Source organism: Aeromonas sp. 603607 (assembly GCF_049171595.1).
GTDB classification, from domain to species: domain Bacteria; phylum Pseudomonadota; class Gammaproteobacteria; order Enterobacterales; family Aeromonadaceae; genus Aeromonas; species Aeromonas veronii.
This window is the reverse complement of sequence record NZ_JAAKOV010000002.1, coordinates 158,627-177,533: the sequence shown is the minus strand read 5'-3', so window position 1 is coordinate 177,533 and position 18,907 is coordinate 158,627. Positions and strand designations below refer to the sequence as shown.

Annotated in this window: 17 protein-coding genes; 7 read left to right on the top strand and 10 right to left on the bottom strand. The window is 60.8% G+C overall.

Features of this window, described 5'->3' with window-relative positions:
• Positions 1-31: 31 nt before the first annotated feature.
• The 4 genes from nadD to leuS all read right to left on the bottom strand — a co-directional run bounded on the left by nadD (position 32) and on the right by leuS (position 4,885).
• Positions 32-682 carry a nicotinate-nucleotide adenylyltransferase gene (nadD, locus tag G5315_RS03785; RefSeq protein WP_257691315.1) on the bottom strand — a complete coding sequence of 217 codons (651 nt, stop codon included), beginning with the start codon at positions 680-682 and terminating at the stop codon, positions 32-34.
• On the bottom strand, positions 676-1,713 hold the full coding sequence (gene holA / locus G5315_RS03780) for a DNA polymerase III subunit delta (protein ID WP_421332494.1): 1,038 nt from the start codon (positions 1,711-1,713) through the stop codon (positions 676-678). Before holA ends, nadD begins: the two co-directional genes overlap by 7 nt.
• Positions 1,713-2,195: an LPS assembly lipoprotein LptE gene (gene lptE / locus G5315_RS03775; RefSeq protein ID WP_421235955.1), complete on the bottom strand. Its 483-nt coding sequence runs from the start codon at positions 2,193-2,195 to the stop codon at positions 1,713-1,715. Before lptE ends, holA begins: the two co-directional genes overlap by 1 nt.
• 113 nt (positions 2,196-2,308) lie before the next feature.
• Positions 2,309-4,885: a leucine--tRNA ligase gene (gene leuS / locus G5315_RS03770; protein WP_421332491.1), complete on the bottom strand. Its 2,577-nt coding sequence runs from the start codon at positions 4,883-4,885 to the stop codon at positions 2,309-2,311.
• 145 nt (positions 4,886-5,030) lie between these two features.
• Between leuS and G5315_RS03765 the strand changes: the two genes are divergently transcribed.
• Positions 5,031-5,525, top strand: coding sequence for a zinc ribbon-containing protein (locus G5315_RS03765; RefSeq protein WP_005348075.1), 495 nt, complete (start codon positions 5,031-5,033; stop codon positions 5,523-5,525).
• 84 nt (positions 5,526-5,609) lie between these two features.
• Here G5315_RS03765 and G5315_RS03760 read toward each other — a convergent pair whose 3' ends face one another.
• The 3 genes from G5315_RS03760 to fldB all read right to left on the bottom strand — a co-directional run bounded on the left by G5315_RS03760 (position 5,610) and on the right by fldB (position 9,071).
• On the bottom strand, positions 5,610-6,950 hold the full coding sequence (locus G5315_RS03760; protein ID WP_421332490.1) for a TldD/PmbA family protein: 1,341 nt from the start codon (positions 6,948-6,950) through the stop codon (positions 5,610-5,612).
• Positions 6,950-8,350 (bottom strand): TldD/PmbA family protein, encoded by a 1,401-nt coding sequence (locus G5315_RS03755; RefSeq protein WP_421332488.1) that lies wholly within the window; start codon positions 8,348-8,350, stop codon positions 6,950-6,952. Before G5315_RS03755 ends, G5315_RS03760 begins: the two co-directional genes overlap by 1 nt.
• Before the next feature lie 202 nt (positions 8,351-8,552).
• Positions 8,553-9,071, bottom strand: a complete 519-nt coding sequence (gene fldB, locus G5315_RS03750; RefSeq protein WP_005335151.1) for a flavodoxin FldB — start codon at positions 9,069-9,071, stop codon at positions 8,553-8,555.
• Positions 9,072-9,321: 250 nt separating this feature from the next.
• Between fldB and xerD the strand changes: the two genes are divergently transcribed.
• Positions 9,322-10,221: a site-specific tyrosine recombinase XerD gene (gene xerD / locus G5315_RS03745; protein WP_421332486.1), complete on the top strand. Its 900-nt coding sequence runs from the start codon at positions 9,322-9,324 to the stop codon at positions 10,219-10,221.
• 72 nt (positions 10,222-10,293) lie between these two features.
• On the opposite strand, the gene mscL is transcribed toward xerD, so the two are convergent.
• Positions 10,294-10,704 carry a large-conductance mechanosensitive channel protein MscL gene (gene mscL / locus G5315_RS03740; RefSeq protein ID WP_047438040.1) on the bottom strand — a complete coding sequence of 137 codons (411 nt, stop codon included), beginning with the start codon at positions 10,702-10,704 and terminating at the stop codon, positions 10,294-10,296.
• A gap of 316 nt (positions 10,705-11,020) precedes the next feature.
• On the opposite strand from mscL, the gene G5315_RS03735 reads away from it, so the two are divergent.
• From G5315_RS03735 to nqrE, 5 genes are all read left to right on the top strand, one after another.
• Complete coding sequence (locus G5315_RS03735) at positions 11,021-11,668, top strand: disulfide isomerase DsbC N-terminal domain-containing protein (RefSeq protein WP_216953024.1); 648 nt, start codon at positions 11,021-11,023, stop codon at positions 11,666-11,668.
• Positions 11,634-13,364, top strand: a complete 1,731-nt coding sequence (gene recJ / locus G5315_RS03730) for a single-stranded-DNA-specific exonuclease RecJ (protein WP_421332484.1) — start codon at positions 11,634-11,636, stop codon at positions 13,362-13,364. Before G5315_RS03735 ends, recJ begins: the two co-directional genes overlap by 35 nt.
• 177 nt (positions 13,365-13,541) lie before the next feature.
• Positions 13,542-14,723 (top strand): MerR family transcriptional regulator, encoded by a 1,182-nt coding sequence (locus G5315_RS03725; RefSeq protein WP_421332482.1) that lies wholly within the window; start codon positions 13,542-13,544, stop codon positions 14,721-14,723.
• Positions 14,724-14,980: 257 nt separating this feature from the next.
• Positions 14,981-15,373 carry a hypothetical protein gene (locus tag G5315_RS03720; RefSeq protein WP_266134343.1) on the top strand — a complete coding sequence of 131 codons (393 nt, stop codon included), beginning with the start codon at positions 14,981-14,983 and terminating at the stop codon, positions 15,371-15,373.
• Between the two features lie 199 nt (positions 15,374-15,572).
• A complete protein-coding gene (gene nqrE / locus G5315_RS03715; RefSeq protein ID WP_043822505.1) occupies positions 15,573-16,172 on the top strand; it encodes an NADH:ubiquinone reductase (Na(+)-transporting) subunit E in 600 nt (199 codons plus the stop codon).
• A 65-nt stretch (positions 16,173-16,237) separates the two neighbouring features.
• On the opposite strand, the gene lnt is transcribed toward nqrE, so the two are convergent.
• Together lnt and corC are read right to left on the bottom strand one after the other, a co-directional pair.
• Positions 16,238-17,782 carry an apolipoprotein N-acyltransferase gene (gene lnt / locus G5315_RS03710; protein ID WP_421332479.1) on the bottom strand — a complete coding sequence of 515 codons (1,545 nt, stop codon included), beginning with the start codon at positions 17,780-17,782 and terminating at the stop codon, positions 16,238-16,240.
• Positions 17,783-17,929: 147 nt separating this feature from the next.
• Positions 17,930-18,814 carry a CNNM family magnesium/cobalt transport protein CorC gene (corC, locus tag G5315_RS03705; RefSeq protein WP_203118663.1) on the bottom strand — a complete coding sequence of 295 codons (885 nt, stop codon included), beginning with the start codon at positions 18,812-18,814 and terminating at the stop codon, positions 17,930-17,932.
• Positions 18,815-18,907 lie beyond the last annotated feature (93 nt).

The window sequence follows — 18,907 nt, the reverse complement described above, 5'->3', positions numbered from 1 at the left end:
CCCATCGGGTGGGGCGGGATAACGACAGGGGCTAGCGGCGGTTGGCGCGGTAGAGCCCCTGTTGATCAATATAGTGCGCAACCGACTCGGGCAAGAGGTAGCGGGTGTCTTGTCCCGCATCCAGCAAGGCTCGCAGTCGGGTGGCTGACAGTTCGATGGGCTGGTTGTCCGCCAGCCAGATATGACCGGCCAGACGCTGATGCAGCGCGTTGGCATCCGCGGTGTGATGGCGCGCCAGCAGCTGTGCCACCCCGGCCGGATAATCCGGTTGCCAGCCCGGCCGCACGCTCACCACCAGATGGGCATGGTCAAGCAGCTCCTGCCAGCGGTGCCAGCTTGGCAGGCTCAGCAGGGAATCCATCCCCATCAGAAAACAGAGCGGCGTATCGGGCAGTTCATGACGCAGCTCGATCAGGGTATCGATGGTGTAAGAGGGCTTGTCCCGTCTCAGCTCCCGCTCATCCACCACAAAGTGGTGGTTCTCTGCCGCCGCCAGTTTGACCATGGCGAGACGCTGTTCGCTGGAGCAGAACGGATTGGCGCGGTGGGGCGGGATATGGTTCGGGATCAGCCGCATTTCGGCCAGCCCGAGAGCATCGCGCGCCTCGATGGCCGGGCGAAGATGACCGATATGGATGGGGTCGAAGGTGCCGCCAAGCAAACCGACAGGCGCCTTCAGCACGGGCTGCTCTCCATCACCAGCGGCAGCGGGGTGCCATCACGAAAGCCGAGGGCAATGGTCTGCAGCTTCAGCCACGCCTGTTCGGTATCAAAGCGGCGCTGGGCGCCATCCAGTTGCGCCATCAGCTGCCATAGTTGTTGCAACTTGGCGAAGGGGAGACGAGTCAGCGCCTGTTGAATGAGCTGCTGGCGGCTCTGCCAGATGCGCAGGCGGCTGAAGTGCTCACCCAGCGGCTGGCCGTTGCGCATCGCCAGCGACAGTTCGGTCAGCTGCTCCAGCTCGCGGCAGAGGGTCCAGGCCAGCATCCCCGGCTCGGTGCCTTCGGCCCGCAGGGCGGCCAGAATGCGCTGGGCCCGGTTCACCTTGCCCTCCAGCAGGGTATCGACCAGCTGGAACGGGGTGAAGTGGGCGTGGCGGATAATGGTCTCTTGCAGATAGGTGACGCTGATGGGCTGGGGCGGCGAGAGCAGGGTCAGCTTCTCGATCTCCTGACTGGCGGCCAGCAGGTTGCCCTCGTAGGAGTGGCACATGAAGTTGATGGCATCCGGCAGCGCCTTGAGGCCGAAACGCGCAAAACGGGCGCTCATCCAGCGCGGGAAGAACTTGGGCTCCGGATGGTTGACCGGCACATAGGTGCCAATCTGGTAGAGCTTGTCGAACCAGGCTGCCTTCATCTGGGTCTGGTTGAGGCGACCGCCACTCAGCACCAGCAGCAGGTCGGGATGAAGCTGCTTGCCAATTTCGCTGATGCGGGCAGCGAGATCCTTGTCCACCTTGGCGGGCAGCTCCAGCTCGATGATCTGGCGGGCGGAGAAGAGGCTCATCGCCTGACAGGCATCGTAGACCTGATTCCAGTCCAGCCCCTGCTCCACCACGAAGGTGTGGCGCTCATCGAAACCCTGCTTGCGGGCGATCTGACGAATGGCATCGATGGCCTCCAGTCGCAGCAAGGGCTCGTCGCCAAAAACGAGATAGCAGGGCCGAAGCCCTGCTTTGAGGTGGTCACCAAATTGTTCCGGGTAGATCCGCATCAGAAGCTGACCTGACTCAACTGCCGGATCACCTGATTGGCCGCCTGCTCCTGCATTTCGCGGTTGAGCTGCTCCTGCTCACGGGAGGAGGCGAGCGCTGCATCCGGCTTGTTGAGGAAGCTGCGGTTGAAGTTGATCGGGAAGACCTGAGTCGGCTTGCCCGGTACCGAGATGGTGAACTGGGTACCAAAGCCCAGCACATATTCGGTGTCCGTCCCCAGCGCGTTGACCGAGGCGACCTGACTGGTGCTGCCTACGCCGCCCAGAGTGAGCACCGGAATGCCCTCCTTGTCGGCCAGGGTCACGCCAGAGGCCTTCAGACGGGTGGTAACCATCCGGTAGAAGTCGCTCTTGTTGTCGCCCACGACCTTCATGGTCATCAGCTCGGCCGGGATGCCGTTGCCGCGCATGTGAAAGCCGCAGCCTTGCAGCAGCAGACCAGCCAGCACGATGGCCATCCAGCGGGTGAAGATGGTGCCCATAGAAAATCCTCTTTGCATTAAGGGAAAGCGGCGGGCGCAGGGCCCGCCGTTATCATCCGTTTGCTGTTACAGATTGGCAATGATCAGTTGGTAACCAATCAGTTGGCAGCCAATTAGTTAGCGACAATATTGAGCAGCTTGCCAGGTACATAGATCACCTTGCGCACGGTCAGCCCGTCGGTGAACTTCTGCACGGAGGCATCGGCCATCGCCAGCTTCTCGACGTCGGCCTGGCTGATCTCGGCCGGCACGGTCAGTTTGCCGCGCATCTTGCCGTTGATCTGTACTACTACCAGCTTCTCGGTCTCGACCATGGCCGCTTCATCGGCCACCGGCCAGGCTGCGTGATCGATGTCGTCGCCCTTGCCCAGCATCTTCCACAGCTCGAAGCCGATGTGCGGAGTGATGGGGTAGAGCATGACTACCACAGCTTCCAGCGCTTCCTGCATCAGGGCGCGGTCCTGCTCGTCGTTGCCCAGCTTGGAGAGATTGTTCATCAGCTCCATGATGGCGGCGATGGCGGTGTTGAAGGTCTGACGGCGACCCACGTCATCACTTACCTTGGCGATGGTCTTGTGCAGTTCACGGCGTACCGCTTTCTGCTCGTTGGTGAGAGCCGCCACATCCAGCGCGGCAACGGCGCCACCGGAGACGTGTTCGAAGGTGACGCGCCACAGGCGACGCAGGAAGCGCTGGGCACCCTCTACGCCGGAGTCGGACCACTCCAGCGTCATCTCTGCCGGAGAGGCGAACATCATGAACAGACGGACGGTATCGGCGCCGTAACGCTCGACCATCAGCTGCGGGTCGATGCCGTTGTTCTTGGACTTGGACATCTTGGTCATGCCGGAGTGGAGCACTTCACGGCCTTCGTTGTCGATGGCCTTGGTGATGCGACCCTTCTCGTCACGCTCTACCTTGACGTCGGTCGGGCTGACCCAGACGTTGCCGCCCTTCTCGTCCTTGAAGTAGAAGGCATCGGCCAGCACCATGCCCTGGCAGAGCAGGCGCTTGAACGGCTCGTCGCTGTTGACCAGACCCGCGTCACGCAGCAGCTTGTGGAAGAAGCGGGCGTAGAGCAGGTGCATACAGGCGTGTTCGATACCGCCGATGTACTGATCCACCGGCAGCCAGTGGTTGGCAGCAGCCGGATCCAGCATGCCCTTGTCGTAGTCCGGGGAGCAGTAGCGCGCGTAGTACCAGGAGGACTCCATAAAGGTGTCGAAGGTATCGGTCTCGCGGAACGCTTCCTGACCGTTGTAAGTGGTCTTGGCCCACTCGGCGTCAGCCTTGATCGGGCTCTGAATGCCGTCCATCACCACATCTTCCGGCAGCAGCACCGGTAGTTGGTCTTCCGGGGTCGGCACTACTGTGCCGTCGGCCAGAGTCAGCATCGGGATGGGGGCGCCCCAGTAACGCTGACGGGAGACACCCCAGTCACGCAGACGGTAGTTTACGGTACGCTTGCCCTTGCCGAGCCCTTCCAGCTTGCTGGCGATGGCATCGAAGGCGCCCTGGAAGTCGAGACCGTCGAACTCGCCGGAGTTGAACAGCACGCCCTTCTCGGTGTAAGCGGCTTCGCTCACGTCGACGTTGCCATCAACAGGCTTGATCACAGCCTTGATGTCGAGGCCATATTTGGTGGCGAATTCGAAGTCACGCTGATCGTGGGCCGGAACCGCCATCACGGCGCCGGTGCCGTAGTTCATCAACACGAAGTTGGCGACCCAGACCGGTACCTTGCGGCCATCCAGCGGGTGAATGGCATAGAGGCCGGTGGCCATGCCCTTCTTCTCCATGGTGGCCAGTTCTGCTTCGGCTACCTTGGTGTTCTTGCACTCTTCGATGAAGGCGGCCAGCTCCGGATTGTTCTGGGCTGCTTGCAGCGCCAGCGGGTGACCGGCGGCGATACCGACATAGGTGACGCCCATGAAGGTGTCCGGACGGGTGGTGTAGACCTCCAGCTGCTCAGCCTGACCTTCGATGGCGAAGCTGATGTTGACCCCTTCGGAGCGGCCAATCCAGTTGCGCTGCATGGTCTTGACCATCTCCGGCCAGCCTTCCAGATTGTCGATGTCGTTGAGCAGCTCTTCGGCGTAGTCGGTGATCTTGATGAACCACTGGGGGATCTCTTTCTGCTCCACCGGGGTGTCACAGCGCCAGCAGCAGTTGTCGACAACCTGCTCGTTTGCCAGTACGGTCATGTCGTTCGGGCACCAGTTGACAGAGGAGGTCTTTTTGTAGACCAGACCCTTCTCGTAGAGCTTGGTGAAGAACCACTGCTCCCAGCGGTAGTAGTCCGGCTTGCAGGTGGCGACTTCACGATCCCAGTCATAACCCAGACCCAGCATCTTCAGCTGGTTCTTCATGTATTCGATGTTTTCGTAGGTCCAGGGCGCCGGTGCGGTATTGTTTTTGATCGCGGCGTTCTCGGCCGGCAGACCGAATGCATCCCAACCTATGGGTTGCAGCACGTTCTTGCCATTGAGGCGTTGATAACGGGAGATCACATCACCTATGGTGTAGTTACGAACGTGCCCCATGTGTAGTCGACCAGACGGATAGGGGAACATGGACAGGCAGTAGAACTTCTCCTTGTCTACCTTCTCCACGGCCTTGAAGGTTTTCTTGGCATCCCAGTGCTTTTGCACTGCTGGTTCGATTGATTGGGGAACGTATTGCTCTTGCATTGGTGACATCCGGATCTGTGAAATGAATAGATAAATCAGCTGGGAAATCGCAATAGAATACCCATATCCTGCGGCGGCAACAACCGCCAGCGTCCCTTGGGCCTTAAGCCGGGCCAGATCAGGGTTTAGTAGAGGAGTTAGAGCCATGGACAAACGTCAAAAAGGGTACGAAGCCTTCATTGCCGAGCTGCAAAAACAGTGGCAAGAGACTGAAGAGTTCCAGGGGGAGCGCCTCAACCGGATGATTGCCAAGGTGCAGGCCTATCTGGAGGCTGCCAGCGACCTGACCCAGGACGAACTGGCGCTCATCGCCGAGTACGTGAAGCGGGATCTGGGCAACTATGACGAGGGGCGCCATGACGATAGTGCGCAGGTGGAAGAGTCTGCCTTTATGCTGGCCCTCAAAGACACCGCCTGGTCCTGGCTGGCGGATGTGACCGACCGCGCCCAGGTGGAGTGGCGCGAGCTGGCCGACGAGCTGGAGCATAAGGGTGTTTACGAAGCGGGTGACTGGGTGGGGCTCGGGGTCATGGTGTGCGACCAGTGTGGCTGGCGCCATACCGTGCTGCACCCCGAGCAGCTCGATACCTGCCCCGAGTGTGGCTGCGCCGAGTATCACCGCGAGCCGCTTTCGCCCTGAGTCATGCCATCAATGTGGACGAGATAACGAGCAAAAAGGCGCCATCAGGCGCCTTTTTCTTGCTTGCAGGTTTCGTCGGGGCGTTTACTTGCCCGCGACGGAGAGGCCGCCAAAACGGATCAGCGGGGCGTAGAAGCCCTTGCCGTCGTTGTGGTGCAGGGTATCACCGACCGCTTCCAGCTCGCCCAGCAGGCGATAGAAGTTGCCCGCCACCGTGATGCCGCGCACCGGTTGCAGGCGAACTCCGTCGCGGCAGAGGAATCCTGACGCGCCAAACGAGAAGTCGCCGCTCACCGCATCGGCACCCGAATGCAGACCGTCCAGCTTGACCAGCTCCAGATAGTCGCCGCGCTGCACCTCCGTTTCGCTATGGGGGCCCGAGCCAAACACCAGATGGCGAGCGGTCACATCGAGGGCGCTGCGGGCACCGCGAGCGGCCGAGCCGTTGCTGGCGACGCCAAAGTGGCGGGCGGTGGCGCTGTTGTGGAGCAGGGTTTTCAGCTCCCCTTCGCTAATCAGCAGCAGATCCGAGCTGGCCGCCCCCTCGCCATCAAACGCCTTGATGTTCATGCCGCCCGGCATATAGACCCGGCTCTCCAGAGTAAGCCAGCGTGACGCCACGCTCTGGCCGACCTTGCTGCGCCAGGGGTTGATCCCCTGCTGGGCCCACTTGCCCGACAGCACGCCCTGAAAGCAGCCAAACAGGCTGGCGAAGCAGTTGGTGCTGAAGATGACGCTGTAGCGACCGCTCGGCACCGCTTCACCGGGCAGCAGTCCATCGGCGATGGCGTAGATCTGCTCGATGAGTCGCTGGCTATCCAGCTCGTCGAAGCGACGGCCATACTGCCCCTGCGAGTGCATCGACTGGCGGCCATCCCGTTCCACCAGCGCTGAGGTGTAGCAGCCGACGCTGAACTCGCCGTGCTGGCAGAGGGTGCCCTGACTGTTGGCGAGCCAGAGCTGGCTCTCCCCTTCGAAGAAGCTGTTGTAGGGGGCGCCGCTCACATCGGGCATGGCCAGCATGTCTGACTCCAGGCGTAGGGCCAGGGTGATCTTCTCCTCAACCGCCGTGGTATCGGGCTGGTTGATCTCGGCGCAATCTGTGGTGATCCGGCTATTGGCCACCGAGATGCGCTGATCCGGGTCCACCTTGGCAAAGCGGCTGGCATCAAGCGCATCCTGCAGCATGGCATCCAGCGCCAGCTCATCGAGGGATTCCGAGTAGGCGATGCCGACCCGACCCTCTTTTATCAGGCGAATACCGAGCTGCTGGCTGCTGGTGACCTTGTATTCACCCAGCTCGCCCTTGTCTGCCTTGAGGGAGAAGGCTCTCTCCTGATTGGCGATGATGTCTGCCTCGGCGCCGAGGTCGGCCACCTTGTCGAGCAGGCGGGTGAGCAGTTGGTTCATGTCGAGTTGGCTCATCAGGCGTTCCCTCCCACCAGAATATTGTCCACTTTCAGCGCCGGCTGGCCCACCGAGGTGGGCACCGAGCCCGAGACCGAGCCGCACATACCGGCGGCCAGTGCCAGGTTGCGGCCCACCATGGAGATCTCTTTCAGCACCTGCGGGCCGGTGCCGATCAGGGTGGCCGACTTGAGCGGCTTGGTGATTTTGCCGTGCTCGATGAGGTAGGCCTCTTGCACATTGAAGTTGAATTCACCGGTGCCGGGCTGTACCGAGCCGCCCCCCATCTTCTTGGCGTAGATGCCATGTTCGACGGTGGTCAGCATATCGTCGAGGCTGTGGTTCCCCGGCTCGATATAGGTGTTGCGCATGCGCGAGGTGGGGGCGTACTTGTAGGATTCGCGCCGCCCGGAGCCGGTGCGTGCGTAACCGGTCTTGAGGGCACCCATTCTGTCCACCAGAAAACCGGTCAGTACCCCGTCCTTGATGAGCTGGGTGTGCTGGGTCGCCATCCCCTCGTCATCGACGTTGATGGAGCCCCAGGCGTTGCCTTGCAGTCCTTCATCCACCGCATTGACCACAGGATTGGCGATGAGCTGACCCATCTTGTCGTGGAACACCGAGGCCTTTTTGGCTACCGAGGTGGTCTCCAGCAGGTGGCCGCACGCTTCGTGGAAGATGACGCCGCCAAAGCCGTTCTCCATGATGACCGGCAGGGTGCCGCTCGGGCAGGGAGCCGCGCCCAGTTTCACCAGTGCCTGACGGGTGGCGGTGAGGGCCAGCTCGCGCGGATCGATGCGATCGGCATGCTCCCACCCCATCAGGGCGCCGGGGGCCTCGTAACCGACGCTCTGCTCGCTCCCTTCCATGGCGATAGTCTGGGCCATGATGCGGTTGTAGTGGCGGCGATCGGCCACTTGCAGCCCTTCGCTGTTGAAGATCTCCACCTCCTGCTCCCAGCCTAGCACGTTGCCGGAGAACTGGCTCACCTTGCTGCTCTCGGCGCGGGCCACCGCATCCATGGCGTGCAGATAGGCGATTTTCTGCTCCAGCAGCTTGTCTGCCGACAGGGGCAGCGCCACCGGGTTGCGATCGCTCAAGCGGGTGAAATCGAAGGCGGTGGCGGTCACCACGGGGTCGCGGCGGTCTTTGGCCGCCAGCAGGGTGACGATGCGCAGCAGTTCGTCGCGGTTGGCCAGATTGGTGTAGCCGTAGAGCACCTTGTGGCCGTAACAGAGGCGCACGCCGATACCGAAATCGAGGCCGCCGCTGATGTTCTCTATCTGGCTGGAGAGCAGGCTGAGCTGGCTGCGGCGCTTGCGCTCGACAAACAGCTCGGCAAAATCGGCACCTAGCGCCAGCGCGTGATCGAGCACGTCACGGGCGATGGCGGGGGCCAACAGGGAGAATGGGGTCATAGAATATCCTTTTCTGGTCTGTCCGTTTGCTTCCGACATCCGGCTCTGATTGTTATGGGATGTCGAGTCCATTGTTGCAGACCAGCACAAAAAAGTCGCTATAGCGTCATGCGATGATACCGATTGAGAAAATCGGTGCGATAACTGCGCCCGGCGGCCAGGGCCAGGCGCTCAGGGTCGTTTTGCCAAAACGTGGGAAAGATCAGAGCAGGGCGTGGATTTCGCTCAGGATCTGCTCGACCCACTGCTCGATGCGCGGATCGGTCTGGTCATATTGGTTGGCATCATCGAGGGCCAGCCCGACGAAGTGACGGCCATCGTCGATCAGTGCCTTGGAGGCATCGAATTCGTACCCTTCGTTGGGCCAGTAGCCCACCAGCTTGACCCCTTTTGGCACCAGCTGATCGTGCAGCATGCCGAGGGCGTCCTGGAACCATTCGCCATAACCGAGCTGATCGCCGAGGCCAAACAGGGCCACGATGCGTCCCTCCAGATGGAGATCGGCGATATCTTCCCAGCGGGACTCCCAGTCCTCCTGCAGTTCGCCAAAATCCCAAGTGGAGATGCCGAGGATCAGGATCTCGTAATCCTCCATCCGGCGCAGGGAGACATCCTTGATATTGTGAATATCCACCAGCTCGGGGCCGATGAGGGCGCGGATCTTCTCGGCTGCCATCTCGGTGTAGCAGGTGGTGGAACCGTAAAACAGACCAATCTTCATCGCTCTTCTCTCTGTTGGCGCTTTCTCGCTTGCTTTTGGCGCGTTCTCGCATGCTCGTGTGGGCAGCGCCATGTTGGCAACACGATGGGTAACGTAAGGGGAGGGCGCCAGTCTAGCAGATTGCCATTCGACCTTCACCGCTCGGTAAGGGGCGTGGCAAACGTGCCTTATCTATCCAATGAAAGTGCCTTGTCTTTCCAAGGAGTTGGCGCGTTACAATGGGCCATCTTTCCCCTTATTGCAGCGCACCATGAGCAAGCCCGACCCACATCCCCTGATTGAACCCTTCCTCGACGCCCTCTGGCTGGAGCGGGGATTATCTGACAACACGGTCAGCTCCTATCGCAGCGATCTGGAGAAGTTCTCCCTCTGGCTCGACGAGCAGGGGAGCTCGCTGCTGTTGGCTGGGATGGACGAGATCCAGCACTACCTCGCCTGGCGGGTCGATCACCAGTTTGCGGCCAGCAGCACAGCCCGCTTCCTGTCGGCCCTGCGCCGTTTTTACCAGTATCTCAACCGTGAGAAGCTGCGCAGCGATGATCCGACCGTGCTGCTGGAGGGGCCCAAGCTGCCGAAAAAACTCCCCTCCGATTTAAGCGAAGCGGAAGTGGAGGCACTTCTTAGTGCACCGCTGGTGGATGACCCGCTGGAGCTGCGGGACAAGGCAATGCTGGAGCTGCTCTACGCCACCGGCTTGCGGGTTTCCGAGCTGGTGGGGCTCACTGCCGAGCATGTCAGTTTGCGTCAGGGCTTGGTGCGGGTTGTGGGCAAGGGCAACAAGGAGCGGTTGGTACCCATGGGCGAGGAGGCGATGCACTGGTTGGAGCGTTACTACCGGGAGGCGCGCACCCTGCTGCTGGGGGGCGCCAGCTCGGACGTGGTCTTTCCCTCCAAGCAGGCGCGCATGATGACCCGCCAGACCTTCTGGCATCGCATCAAGCTCTATGCCATGCGGGCCGGGATCAACGGCGAGCTATCCCCTCACACCTTGCGCCACGCCTTTGCCACCCATCTGCTCAACCACGGCGCTGATCTGCGGGTTGTGCAGATGCTGCTGGGCCATGCGGATCTCTCCACCACCCAGATCTACACCCATGTGGCCAACGAGCGACTCAAGGCGCTGCACGGGGAGCACCACCCCAGAGCCTGAGTGGCTGGCCTCCCAAAAACAAAAAACCGCCAGCAGGCGGTTTTTTTATCTCTACACGACAGGAGATGGCGCTTATTTCCCTTGCTGGGATTTCAGCAGATCACGGATCTCGGTCAGCAGCTCCTGATCCTTGGTCGGGCCTGCCGGGGCGGCGGCTTCCTCTTCCTGCTTCTTCTTGAGGGTGTTGATGGCTTTCAGTCCCATGAAGATGGCAAAAGAGATGATCAGAAAGTCGATGATGGTCTGGATGAACTTGCCATAGGCGATAACTACGGCGGGTGTTGCACCTTCTGCGGCCTTCAGGGTGACCGCCAGGTCGCTGAAGTCCACGCCGCCCAGGATCAGGCCGATGGGCGGCATGATCACGTCACCGACAAAAGAGGAGACAATTTTGCCGAAGGCGGCACCAATGATGATACCGACCGCCATATCGATGACGTTGCCGCGGGCGGCAAAGGCTTTGAACTCTTGAATCAGACTCATTATTTCCTCCGAAATTAAACAAGATAGCGCGTTGATTACCCTTGCCAAAGGGCGAACTCTTGTCAGGAAAAACAGAGGCTAAGCCGCGTTGTTCCTGTCGTCCTGACTAGCTTGCGGGCGTTATGAGTCCTTGGCAATCGGGGGGAACCTTTTTTTTGGTACAAAGTGATATTAATTTTTTGATAAGTAGCTGGTTGAATGATGAGCTGTGCTGCTGTAGTTTGCTGGGTCGATTCATTCATACCGCGTGAGTAAACAAGTGAAGTATTTACTACTGGGAATGATGCTTTTGTGCACATTTGCTGCCAGAGCGGGGATGGATACCCAAACCTTGAAACAGACCATTACCGCCCGGTTAGGGGTCTCTGTTTATCTGGTGGAACAGACCCCCATTCCCGGGCTCTATATGCTGGGCACTTCGCAAGGGGTGCTCTACAGCGATGCCAAGGGGAACTATGTGGTGCAGGGGGTCATGCTGGATATGACTCATAACATGAAGAACCTCACCATCTCGGGCATGCGCGAGCAGCGTCGACTGGGCTTGTCCCAGGTGACCCATACACCGGTCGTTCTCCAGGCCAGTAATGAGCGTCATCGGGTTGCGCTCTTTTTCGGTGAGCAGGATGCCGCTCGTCGCCAGCTGTCCGGCACGCTGCAACATCTGCAGGCGTCCGGGGTCAGTGTCGAGCTCTACCCCGTGATTGAACATGCAGGACAGGCTTCCCACTGGTGCAAGGATCCCCTGCTACAGAATGATCCCTTCAAAGCCTATTTGCCTCAAAAGGAATGTAGTGAGACCCTTATCGAGAATATTGGCCTGAGCCAGTGGTTGGGGGTCAAGGTACTGCCTGCCTGGGTCTCCTCTGATGGAGATCTGGTAAGGGGCTACCAGAGCCCGGAACAACTGCTCAAGATACTGGATCACATTGATGCCCCTGCAAATCCGTCGTCGTCCGCGAGTTGATGATTCCCATCTCCCCGCCACCCTGCACCCCCTGCTTCGTCAAATCTTCGCCAGCCGTGGCGTAGAGGATCCCGCTCTGCTCGAGCGCAGCGCCAGCCAGTTGCTGCCTCCCCAGCGCCTCTATGGGATGGAGCGTGCGGTGCCGCTGCTGGCGGAGGCGCTGACGGCGCAAAAACGGATCCTTATCGTCGGCGACTTCGACTGCGACGGCGCCACCAGCTCGGCCCTGTGCGTGCTGGCCCTGCGCGCCATGGGGGGGCGCCATATCGATTTTCTGGTGCCCAACCGCTTCGAGTTCGGTTATGGCCTCACCCCCGAGATCGTCGAGCTGGCGGTGGCCCGCGGCGCCGAGTTCCTGATCACGGTGGATAACGGCATCTCCAGCATCGCCGGGGTGGCGGCAGCCAAGGCGGCCGGCATGCAGGTACTGGTTACCGATCACCATTTGCCAGGTCAGGAGCTGCCTGACGCCGATGCCATCGTCAACCCGAACCAGCGCGGTTGCGACTTCCCCTCCAAGTCGCTGGCCGGGGTGGGGGTGGCCTTCTACCTGATGGCGGCCCTCAACACCCATCTGCGTCAGCTCGGCTGGTTCGAACGGCAAGGGTTGCGCGCGCCCAATGTGGCGGATTACCTCGATCTGGTGGCCCTCGGCACGGTCGCCGATGTGGTGGCGCTCGATGGCAACAACCGCATTCTGGTCCATCAGGGCTTGCAGCGGATCCGGGCTGGCCGCTGCCGCCCCGGCATTCAGGCGCTGGTGGATGTGTCGGGTCGCGATGGTCGCCGTCTCACCGCCGCCGACCTCGGTTTTGCGCTGGGGCCGCGCCTCAATGCGGTTGGGCGCCTCGATGACATGTCCCTCGGGGTCGCCTGTCTGCTCTGCGATGACCTTAATCTGGCGAGCCAGCTTGCGGCCGAGATGGACAGCCTCAATCAGGAGCGCAAGGAGATCGAGCAGGGGATGCAGCAGGAGGCCCTCGCCACCCTGGAGCAGATCCGGTTTCGCGATGGCGAGGTACCGTCGGGCATAGTGCTGCACCGCAACGAGTGGCATCAGGGGGTGGTGGGGCTGGTGGCCTCCAAGGTGAAGGAGAAGTACTACCGCCCGGTCATCGCCTTTGCCGAGAGCAGCGAGACCGAGCTCAAGGGCTCCGGCCGCTCCATTCCCGGGGTGCACCTGCGCGATGCGCTGGAACTGCTCGATACCCGCCATCCGGGCCTGATGGGCAAGTTTGGCGGCCATGCCATGGCGGCGGGGTTGACCCTGCCCAAGGCCAACATCGAGGCGTTCGGTCGGGCCTTTGAGGCTGTCATCAGTGAGCTGGTGACACCGGAGCTTTTGACCGGGGTGTTGCTCACCGATGGCGAGTTGTTGCCGGACGAACTCAATATCGAGCTGGCGGAGCTGATTCGCGCCTCCGGCCCCTGGGGTCAGGCCTTCCCCGAGCCGCTGTTCGACGGCGAATTTGTGCTGGTGCAGCAGCGGCTGGTGGGGGAGAAGCACCTCAAGATGATGCTGACAACCGATTCCGGTCACGCGGTGGATGCCATCGCCTTTGGCGTCGATCTCAAGCGCTGGCCCGATGCCTCGGTCAAGCGGGTGCGGCTTGTCTACCGGCTCGATGTCAACGAGTGGCGCGGCAACCGCAGCGTGCAGCTGCTGGTGGAGCATCTGGAGGCGGCCGGTCTCTGAGCCGGTAGCATCGCTGCTCTATCGCCGCTTTATCACAGATAGCGCTGACAACGGCCACCCTCGGGTGGCCGTTTTTGTTGGCGGATCTCTGGAAAAGGGCGTTGACCTGTCTATAGCTTTACAGTTTAAGCTCGTCTCTATCGGGTCACCTGAGGGCCCGCACCGTGAGTGATTGCCATGAAAATATCCGAACTGGCCCGCCGCTGCGGCCTCGCCCGCTCCACCCTGCTCTATTACGAGAAGCTGGGGGTGATTGCCGGCACCCGGGCCGCCAACGGCTATCGCCACTATGACGAGGGGGATCAGCAGCGACTGCAGATGGTGCAGGCCCTGCAGGCGGGTGGTCTCAGCCTCAAGCAGTGCCTCGCCTGTCTGGCTGGCGAGATAGATCAGGCGGCATTGCAGGCCCGTGTAAGGGAGCTCGATCAGGAGCTGGCGCGGATGCAGCGCGCCCGCGATCTGTTGGCGGATCTGGCAGGGTTGCGTCCGCGCTCCGGTGAGGAATTCAAGGCCTGGCAGCTGCAACTGCAGCGCGAGGCACCGGAGGCCTACTTCGCGTGGGTGATGAAACAGGGTTTTAGCGAGAAAGATCGCTACCACTTGCAATGGTTGAGCAAAGACATGAATGAACATGATCGTTACATCAAGGACTTTATCCAGCTGCTGGATGGCATGGGTTACTGGGGGCCGGGGGATCGCGCCTTCACCCAGCAGCAGTTTGCCGCCTTGCCCATTCGGCCGCGCCGGATCCTCGACATGGGCTGCGGGCGCGGTGCCTCGACCATGGCGCTGGCTCAGGTGACCGATGCCGCCATTGTGGCCATCGATCTGGAAGAGGAGGCGCTGGCCGCCGTGGCGCACTCCGCCCGTGCAGCGGGCTTTGAGCATGTCTCCACCCTCTGCGCCAACATGGCGGCACTGCCGGACGATCTGGCCCCGGCCGACCTCATCTGGGCAGAGGGGAGCGCTTACGTGATGGGGGTTGCCAATGCACTGAAGGCGTGGCGTCCGCTGCTCGCGAGCCCGCAGGCTTGCATCGTGCTGAGTGATGCGGTCTGGCTGACCGATAACCCGCCCGAGGAGGCATTGGCATTCTGGCAGCAGGATTATCCCGCCATGCAGACGCTGGCGGGCCTGCTTGAGACGGTACAAGCGGCAGGCTACCGCTGCCTGTCACACACACTCTTGCCGATGAGCGCTTGGAACAACTATCTGGACCCTATCGAGGTCAATCTGGTGCGCTATCGAGACGAGCTGGGGGAGAGTGCCGCCTGGCAGGACTTGAGCCGGGAAGTGGCCATCCACCGCCAATATCTGGGCAGTTACGGCTATGTGATCTGCTGCCTGCAAGCGATGTGAAGAGGGTGGCTATTGCCATTGAGGGTGAGCCAGTGACCGGAGGGGGGGCAGATGCTCCCCCATTTGTTTGGGTTTTAAATGCTCAGTTCAGTGATAATTGAGTGTTTAGTGCTGATTTGCATGATTAGGTGAATATCAAAATCCAATAAAGCGATGGCTTGTGATATATTTATCCACGCATTCCTGTCATCCCTGAAGGAGCTCGAACCTTGCCTCTTGCCAGTCGCTTACCCCCAAGCCGCATACAGCACGGTGCAATGGCCTTTGCCATCGCCTGCATTCTGTGGCTCGCTGCTTTTGCCGCAGCTGGGCTGAGCGCCGTGTCGCAGGGGCCATCTGCCGGGGCGATGGCGGGGATGGCACTGCAAGACCCGATCAACCAGCGTCTGGTCGACACGGTCGGCTTGCTGCCGAGCAACCAGTGGCGCCACGGGGTCGAGCAGGGGCGGCGGTTGGCGAAAGAGCGGGACGGCCATCTCTACCAGATGCTGCTGGCCTGGTTCCAGCACGATATCCTCGGCCTGCTCTGTGGCCTGCTGTTCTTTGTGCCGCTGATCTATGTCAGACAAGCTTGTGGCCACGTTGGCTATCTGCATAAACGGCAACTCTGCGGCCACCATCTGCAATTTCGCTTCTGTCACGGCGACTAGCTCACCCGGCTGGCGGACGCTCATCCACGTTTTCACACTGCTTTTAACGCTCCCGATTGACTGACGGGGCAGGCTGACACCTGCAGCCTGCGCTCTATCGTCCGGTGCTGCGTCCGCGCTTTCTATTGTTTCGTCCATGCTGCTGGCCATCGGCCAGAGGCAGACTTTCTCTTTGCGCAAACACCTGGTGAGCACACCTATGGACTACTACCTCAACCTGTTTATTCACTCAATCTTTGTCGAGAACCTCGCCCTGGCATTCTTTCTGGGGATGTGTACCTTTCTGGCCGTCTCGAAGAACATCAACACCGCCTTTGGCCTTGGTATGACGATCCTGGTGGTGATGGTGATCGCTATTCCCCTCAACAACTTGATTTACCGCCATATCTTGCGGGCAGGCAGCACCTTTTTCGGGGAATTCGATCTGGGATTTCTCGATTACATCATCTACATCGGGGTGTTGGCGGCGCTGGTGCAGGTGATGGAGATGGTGCTCGACAAGTACGTTCCGGCGCTCTATCAGGCGCTCGGCATCTATCTGCCGCTGTTGACGGTGCACTGCGCCATCTTTGGCGGGGTGATGTTTATGGCGCAGCGGGATTACGATTTTGTCGAGTCGCTGGTCTACAGTGCAGGCTCGGGGCTTGGCTGGCTGCTGGCCATTGTCGCCATGGCCGGGCTGCGCCAGAAACTGAAGTACGCCGATGTTCCCGAGGGGCTGCGGGGCATCGGCATCACCTTTATCGTGGCGGGGCTGATGTCCCTCGGCTTTATGTCCTTCTCAGGCATATCGCTTTGATTGGAGATGAAAAAAACGAGGCGCCTGCGGGCGCCTCGTTGTTTATCGGGGGTTGCGGGTGGTCATTACAGTTCGCGGGCCCAGGGGTGAGCCTTGGGGCGCAGCGCCAGCGCCAGACCCAGCAGCAGTACGGTCAGACCGTAGAGAGGCCAGCTGCCAAAGCGCAGGTAGGGGGTCTCGCCGTGGGCGGGACGCACTTCGCTACGCAGCACGCCCGCTTCAAACTGCGGGATCTGGCCGATGATGCTGCCATCGATCTCGGTGACGATAGTGATACCGGTGTTGGTGTCCCGCAGCAGCGGACGAGCCAGCTCCAGCGCGCGCATCCGGGCGATCTCCATATGCTGCCAGGGGCCGATACTGGTGCCGAACCAGGCGTCGTTGGAGACGGTCAGCAGGAAGTCGGTATCGGCATTGACGTTGCGGCGTACCTCCTCCGGGAAGATGATCTCGTAGCAGATGGCGGCGGCAAACTTGAGCCCCTTGGCGATCAGGTTTGGCTGCACTTCGTCACCCCGGCTGAAGGAGGACATCGGCAGGTTGAAGAAGGGGGCGATGGGGCGCAGCAGATCTTCAAACGGCACGAACTCGCCGATGGGCAGCAGGTGGTACTTGTTGTAGCGGTTGGAGTGGTTGTAGAAGTAGGACTCCTTGCCATCCGCATCCTGCACCCCCATGCCGAGCACGGTATTGTAGAAACGCTGTTGCTGCTCGTCGTAGTGGATGATCCCCGCCAGCAGGCCGGTATCGTTCACCTTCATCGCCTTGTCCAGATTCTCCAGATAGGGGCCCATCGCCTTCTCGATGGCCGGGATCGCCGACTCCGGCCAGACGATGATGTCGGCATCCTGATTCTCGCGGCTCAAGTCCTGATAGGTGCGCACCGTGGGGGCCAGTGCCTCCGGATCCCACTTGAGGGACTGGGCGATATTGCCTTGCACCAGCGCCACCTTGACCGGCTCGCCACGGGTCACCCAGTTGAGCTGCATCAGGCCGTGAGCGCCGGCCACCAGCAGGGCGGGCACCGCCAGCCACAGTGGCGAGCGGGATTTCCACACCAGCCAAATGGCGGAGGCGGAGAATAGCAGTGCTAGGGTGATGCCCTGTACCCCGAGAATGGGAGCAAATCCCTTGAGCGGGCCGTCGATCTGGCTGTAACCAAACCAGAGCCAGGGGAAGCCGGTCATCACCCAGCCGCGCAGCCAGTCAGCGACCAACCAGAGGGCCGGGAAGGCTAGCAGCCAGCGGCTCCAGTGACGGCCGCCAAAGAAGCGGGCAAAGACCCAGCAGGCGAGCGTCGGGTAGAGTGCCAGATAGGCGGAGAGCCCGGCCAGCAGCACGAAGGCGACCGGTAGCGGGATGCCACCAAACTCGGTCATGCTGACATGGATCCACCACAGCCCCGGCAAAAAGAGTCCCATGGCGTAGCCAAAACCGCGCCAGGCGGCCTGTTTCGGCGTGGCTTTGTCCAGCAGGGCGTAGAGGCCAAGCAGGGAGGGGATCACCAGCGGCCAGTAGCCGAAGGGGGAGAAGGCCAGCACGGCGATGGCACCAGAGGCCAACGCACTGAGGCTTAACAGAATTTTGGAAGTAACAGGGGATAATCTCACGGGCGATGGTGCTCGTCTTGGTCTGCAACTGGGTCGAATGGCCGGTATCTTAACCTGTAAGCGGGGCAACGGCGAGCCTCGATGCCGGTGGCAGAGAGCACAACGCCCCGAGGTCGGGGCGTTGTTTCACACATCGAGCGGATCTGCTTATTGCGGCTCGGATTGCGCCGCCGCGTGGTGCTCGGGGATCTTCACCTGCAACTGCTGCAGACGACGCCGGTCGGCATGCATCACCTTGAACAGGTAGCCGTCCAGCTCGATCTCCTCGCCCTTCTTGGGCAGATGACTGAAGGCGTGCATCACCAGACCACCCACAGTATCCACCTCTTCATCGCTGAACTGGGTGCCGAAGAAGTCGTTGAAATCCTCGATCTCGGTAAGGGCACTAACCGAGAAGACCCGTTTGCTGATGCGGCGGATTTCGTCCGGCTCATCCTCGATGTCATCGAATTCGTCATCTATCTCGCCGACGATAAGCTCGAGAATGTCTTCAATGGTCACCAGACCGGAGACGCCACCAAATTCGTCGACCACGATGGCCATGTGGTAGCGCTCTTCACGGAACTCCTTGAGCAGACGGTCAACCCGTTTGCTTTCAGGCACGATCACCGTGGGGCGCAAGATTTTCTCGAGCTGCAGCGGCTCGCTGGCGTGATGGCCGCCAAACCCGAAGGGGAGCAGATCCTTGGCGAGCAGAATGCCCTCCACATGATCCTTGTCCTCGTTGATCACCGGGAAGCGGGAGTGGCCGGACTCGATGATCACCGGCAGGATTGCATCCACCGGCTGGGACTTCTCGATGGTCACCATCTGGGAGCGGGGGATCATGATATCGCGCACGCGAAGATCGGCGATCTCCAGCACCCCCTCGATCATGTCCTTGGTGTCCTGATCGATGAGGTCGCGCTCTTCGGCATCGGCTATCACGTCTACCAAATCATTGCGGTCTTTTGGCTCGCCCTGGAAGAGTTGGCTGAGTTTGTCGAGCCAGGTTTTCTTCGGCGAGCCGGTACTAGGGTGATCGTCGGTCATTTTCTCTCTTGGTTACTCGTATGAACACACTTGAAATAGTTCGGGTTATATAAGGATGGCCATCTGCTGTTTCAAGACGATGACCATCCGGTT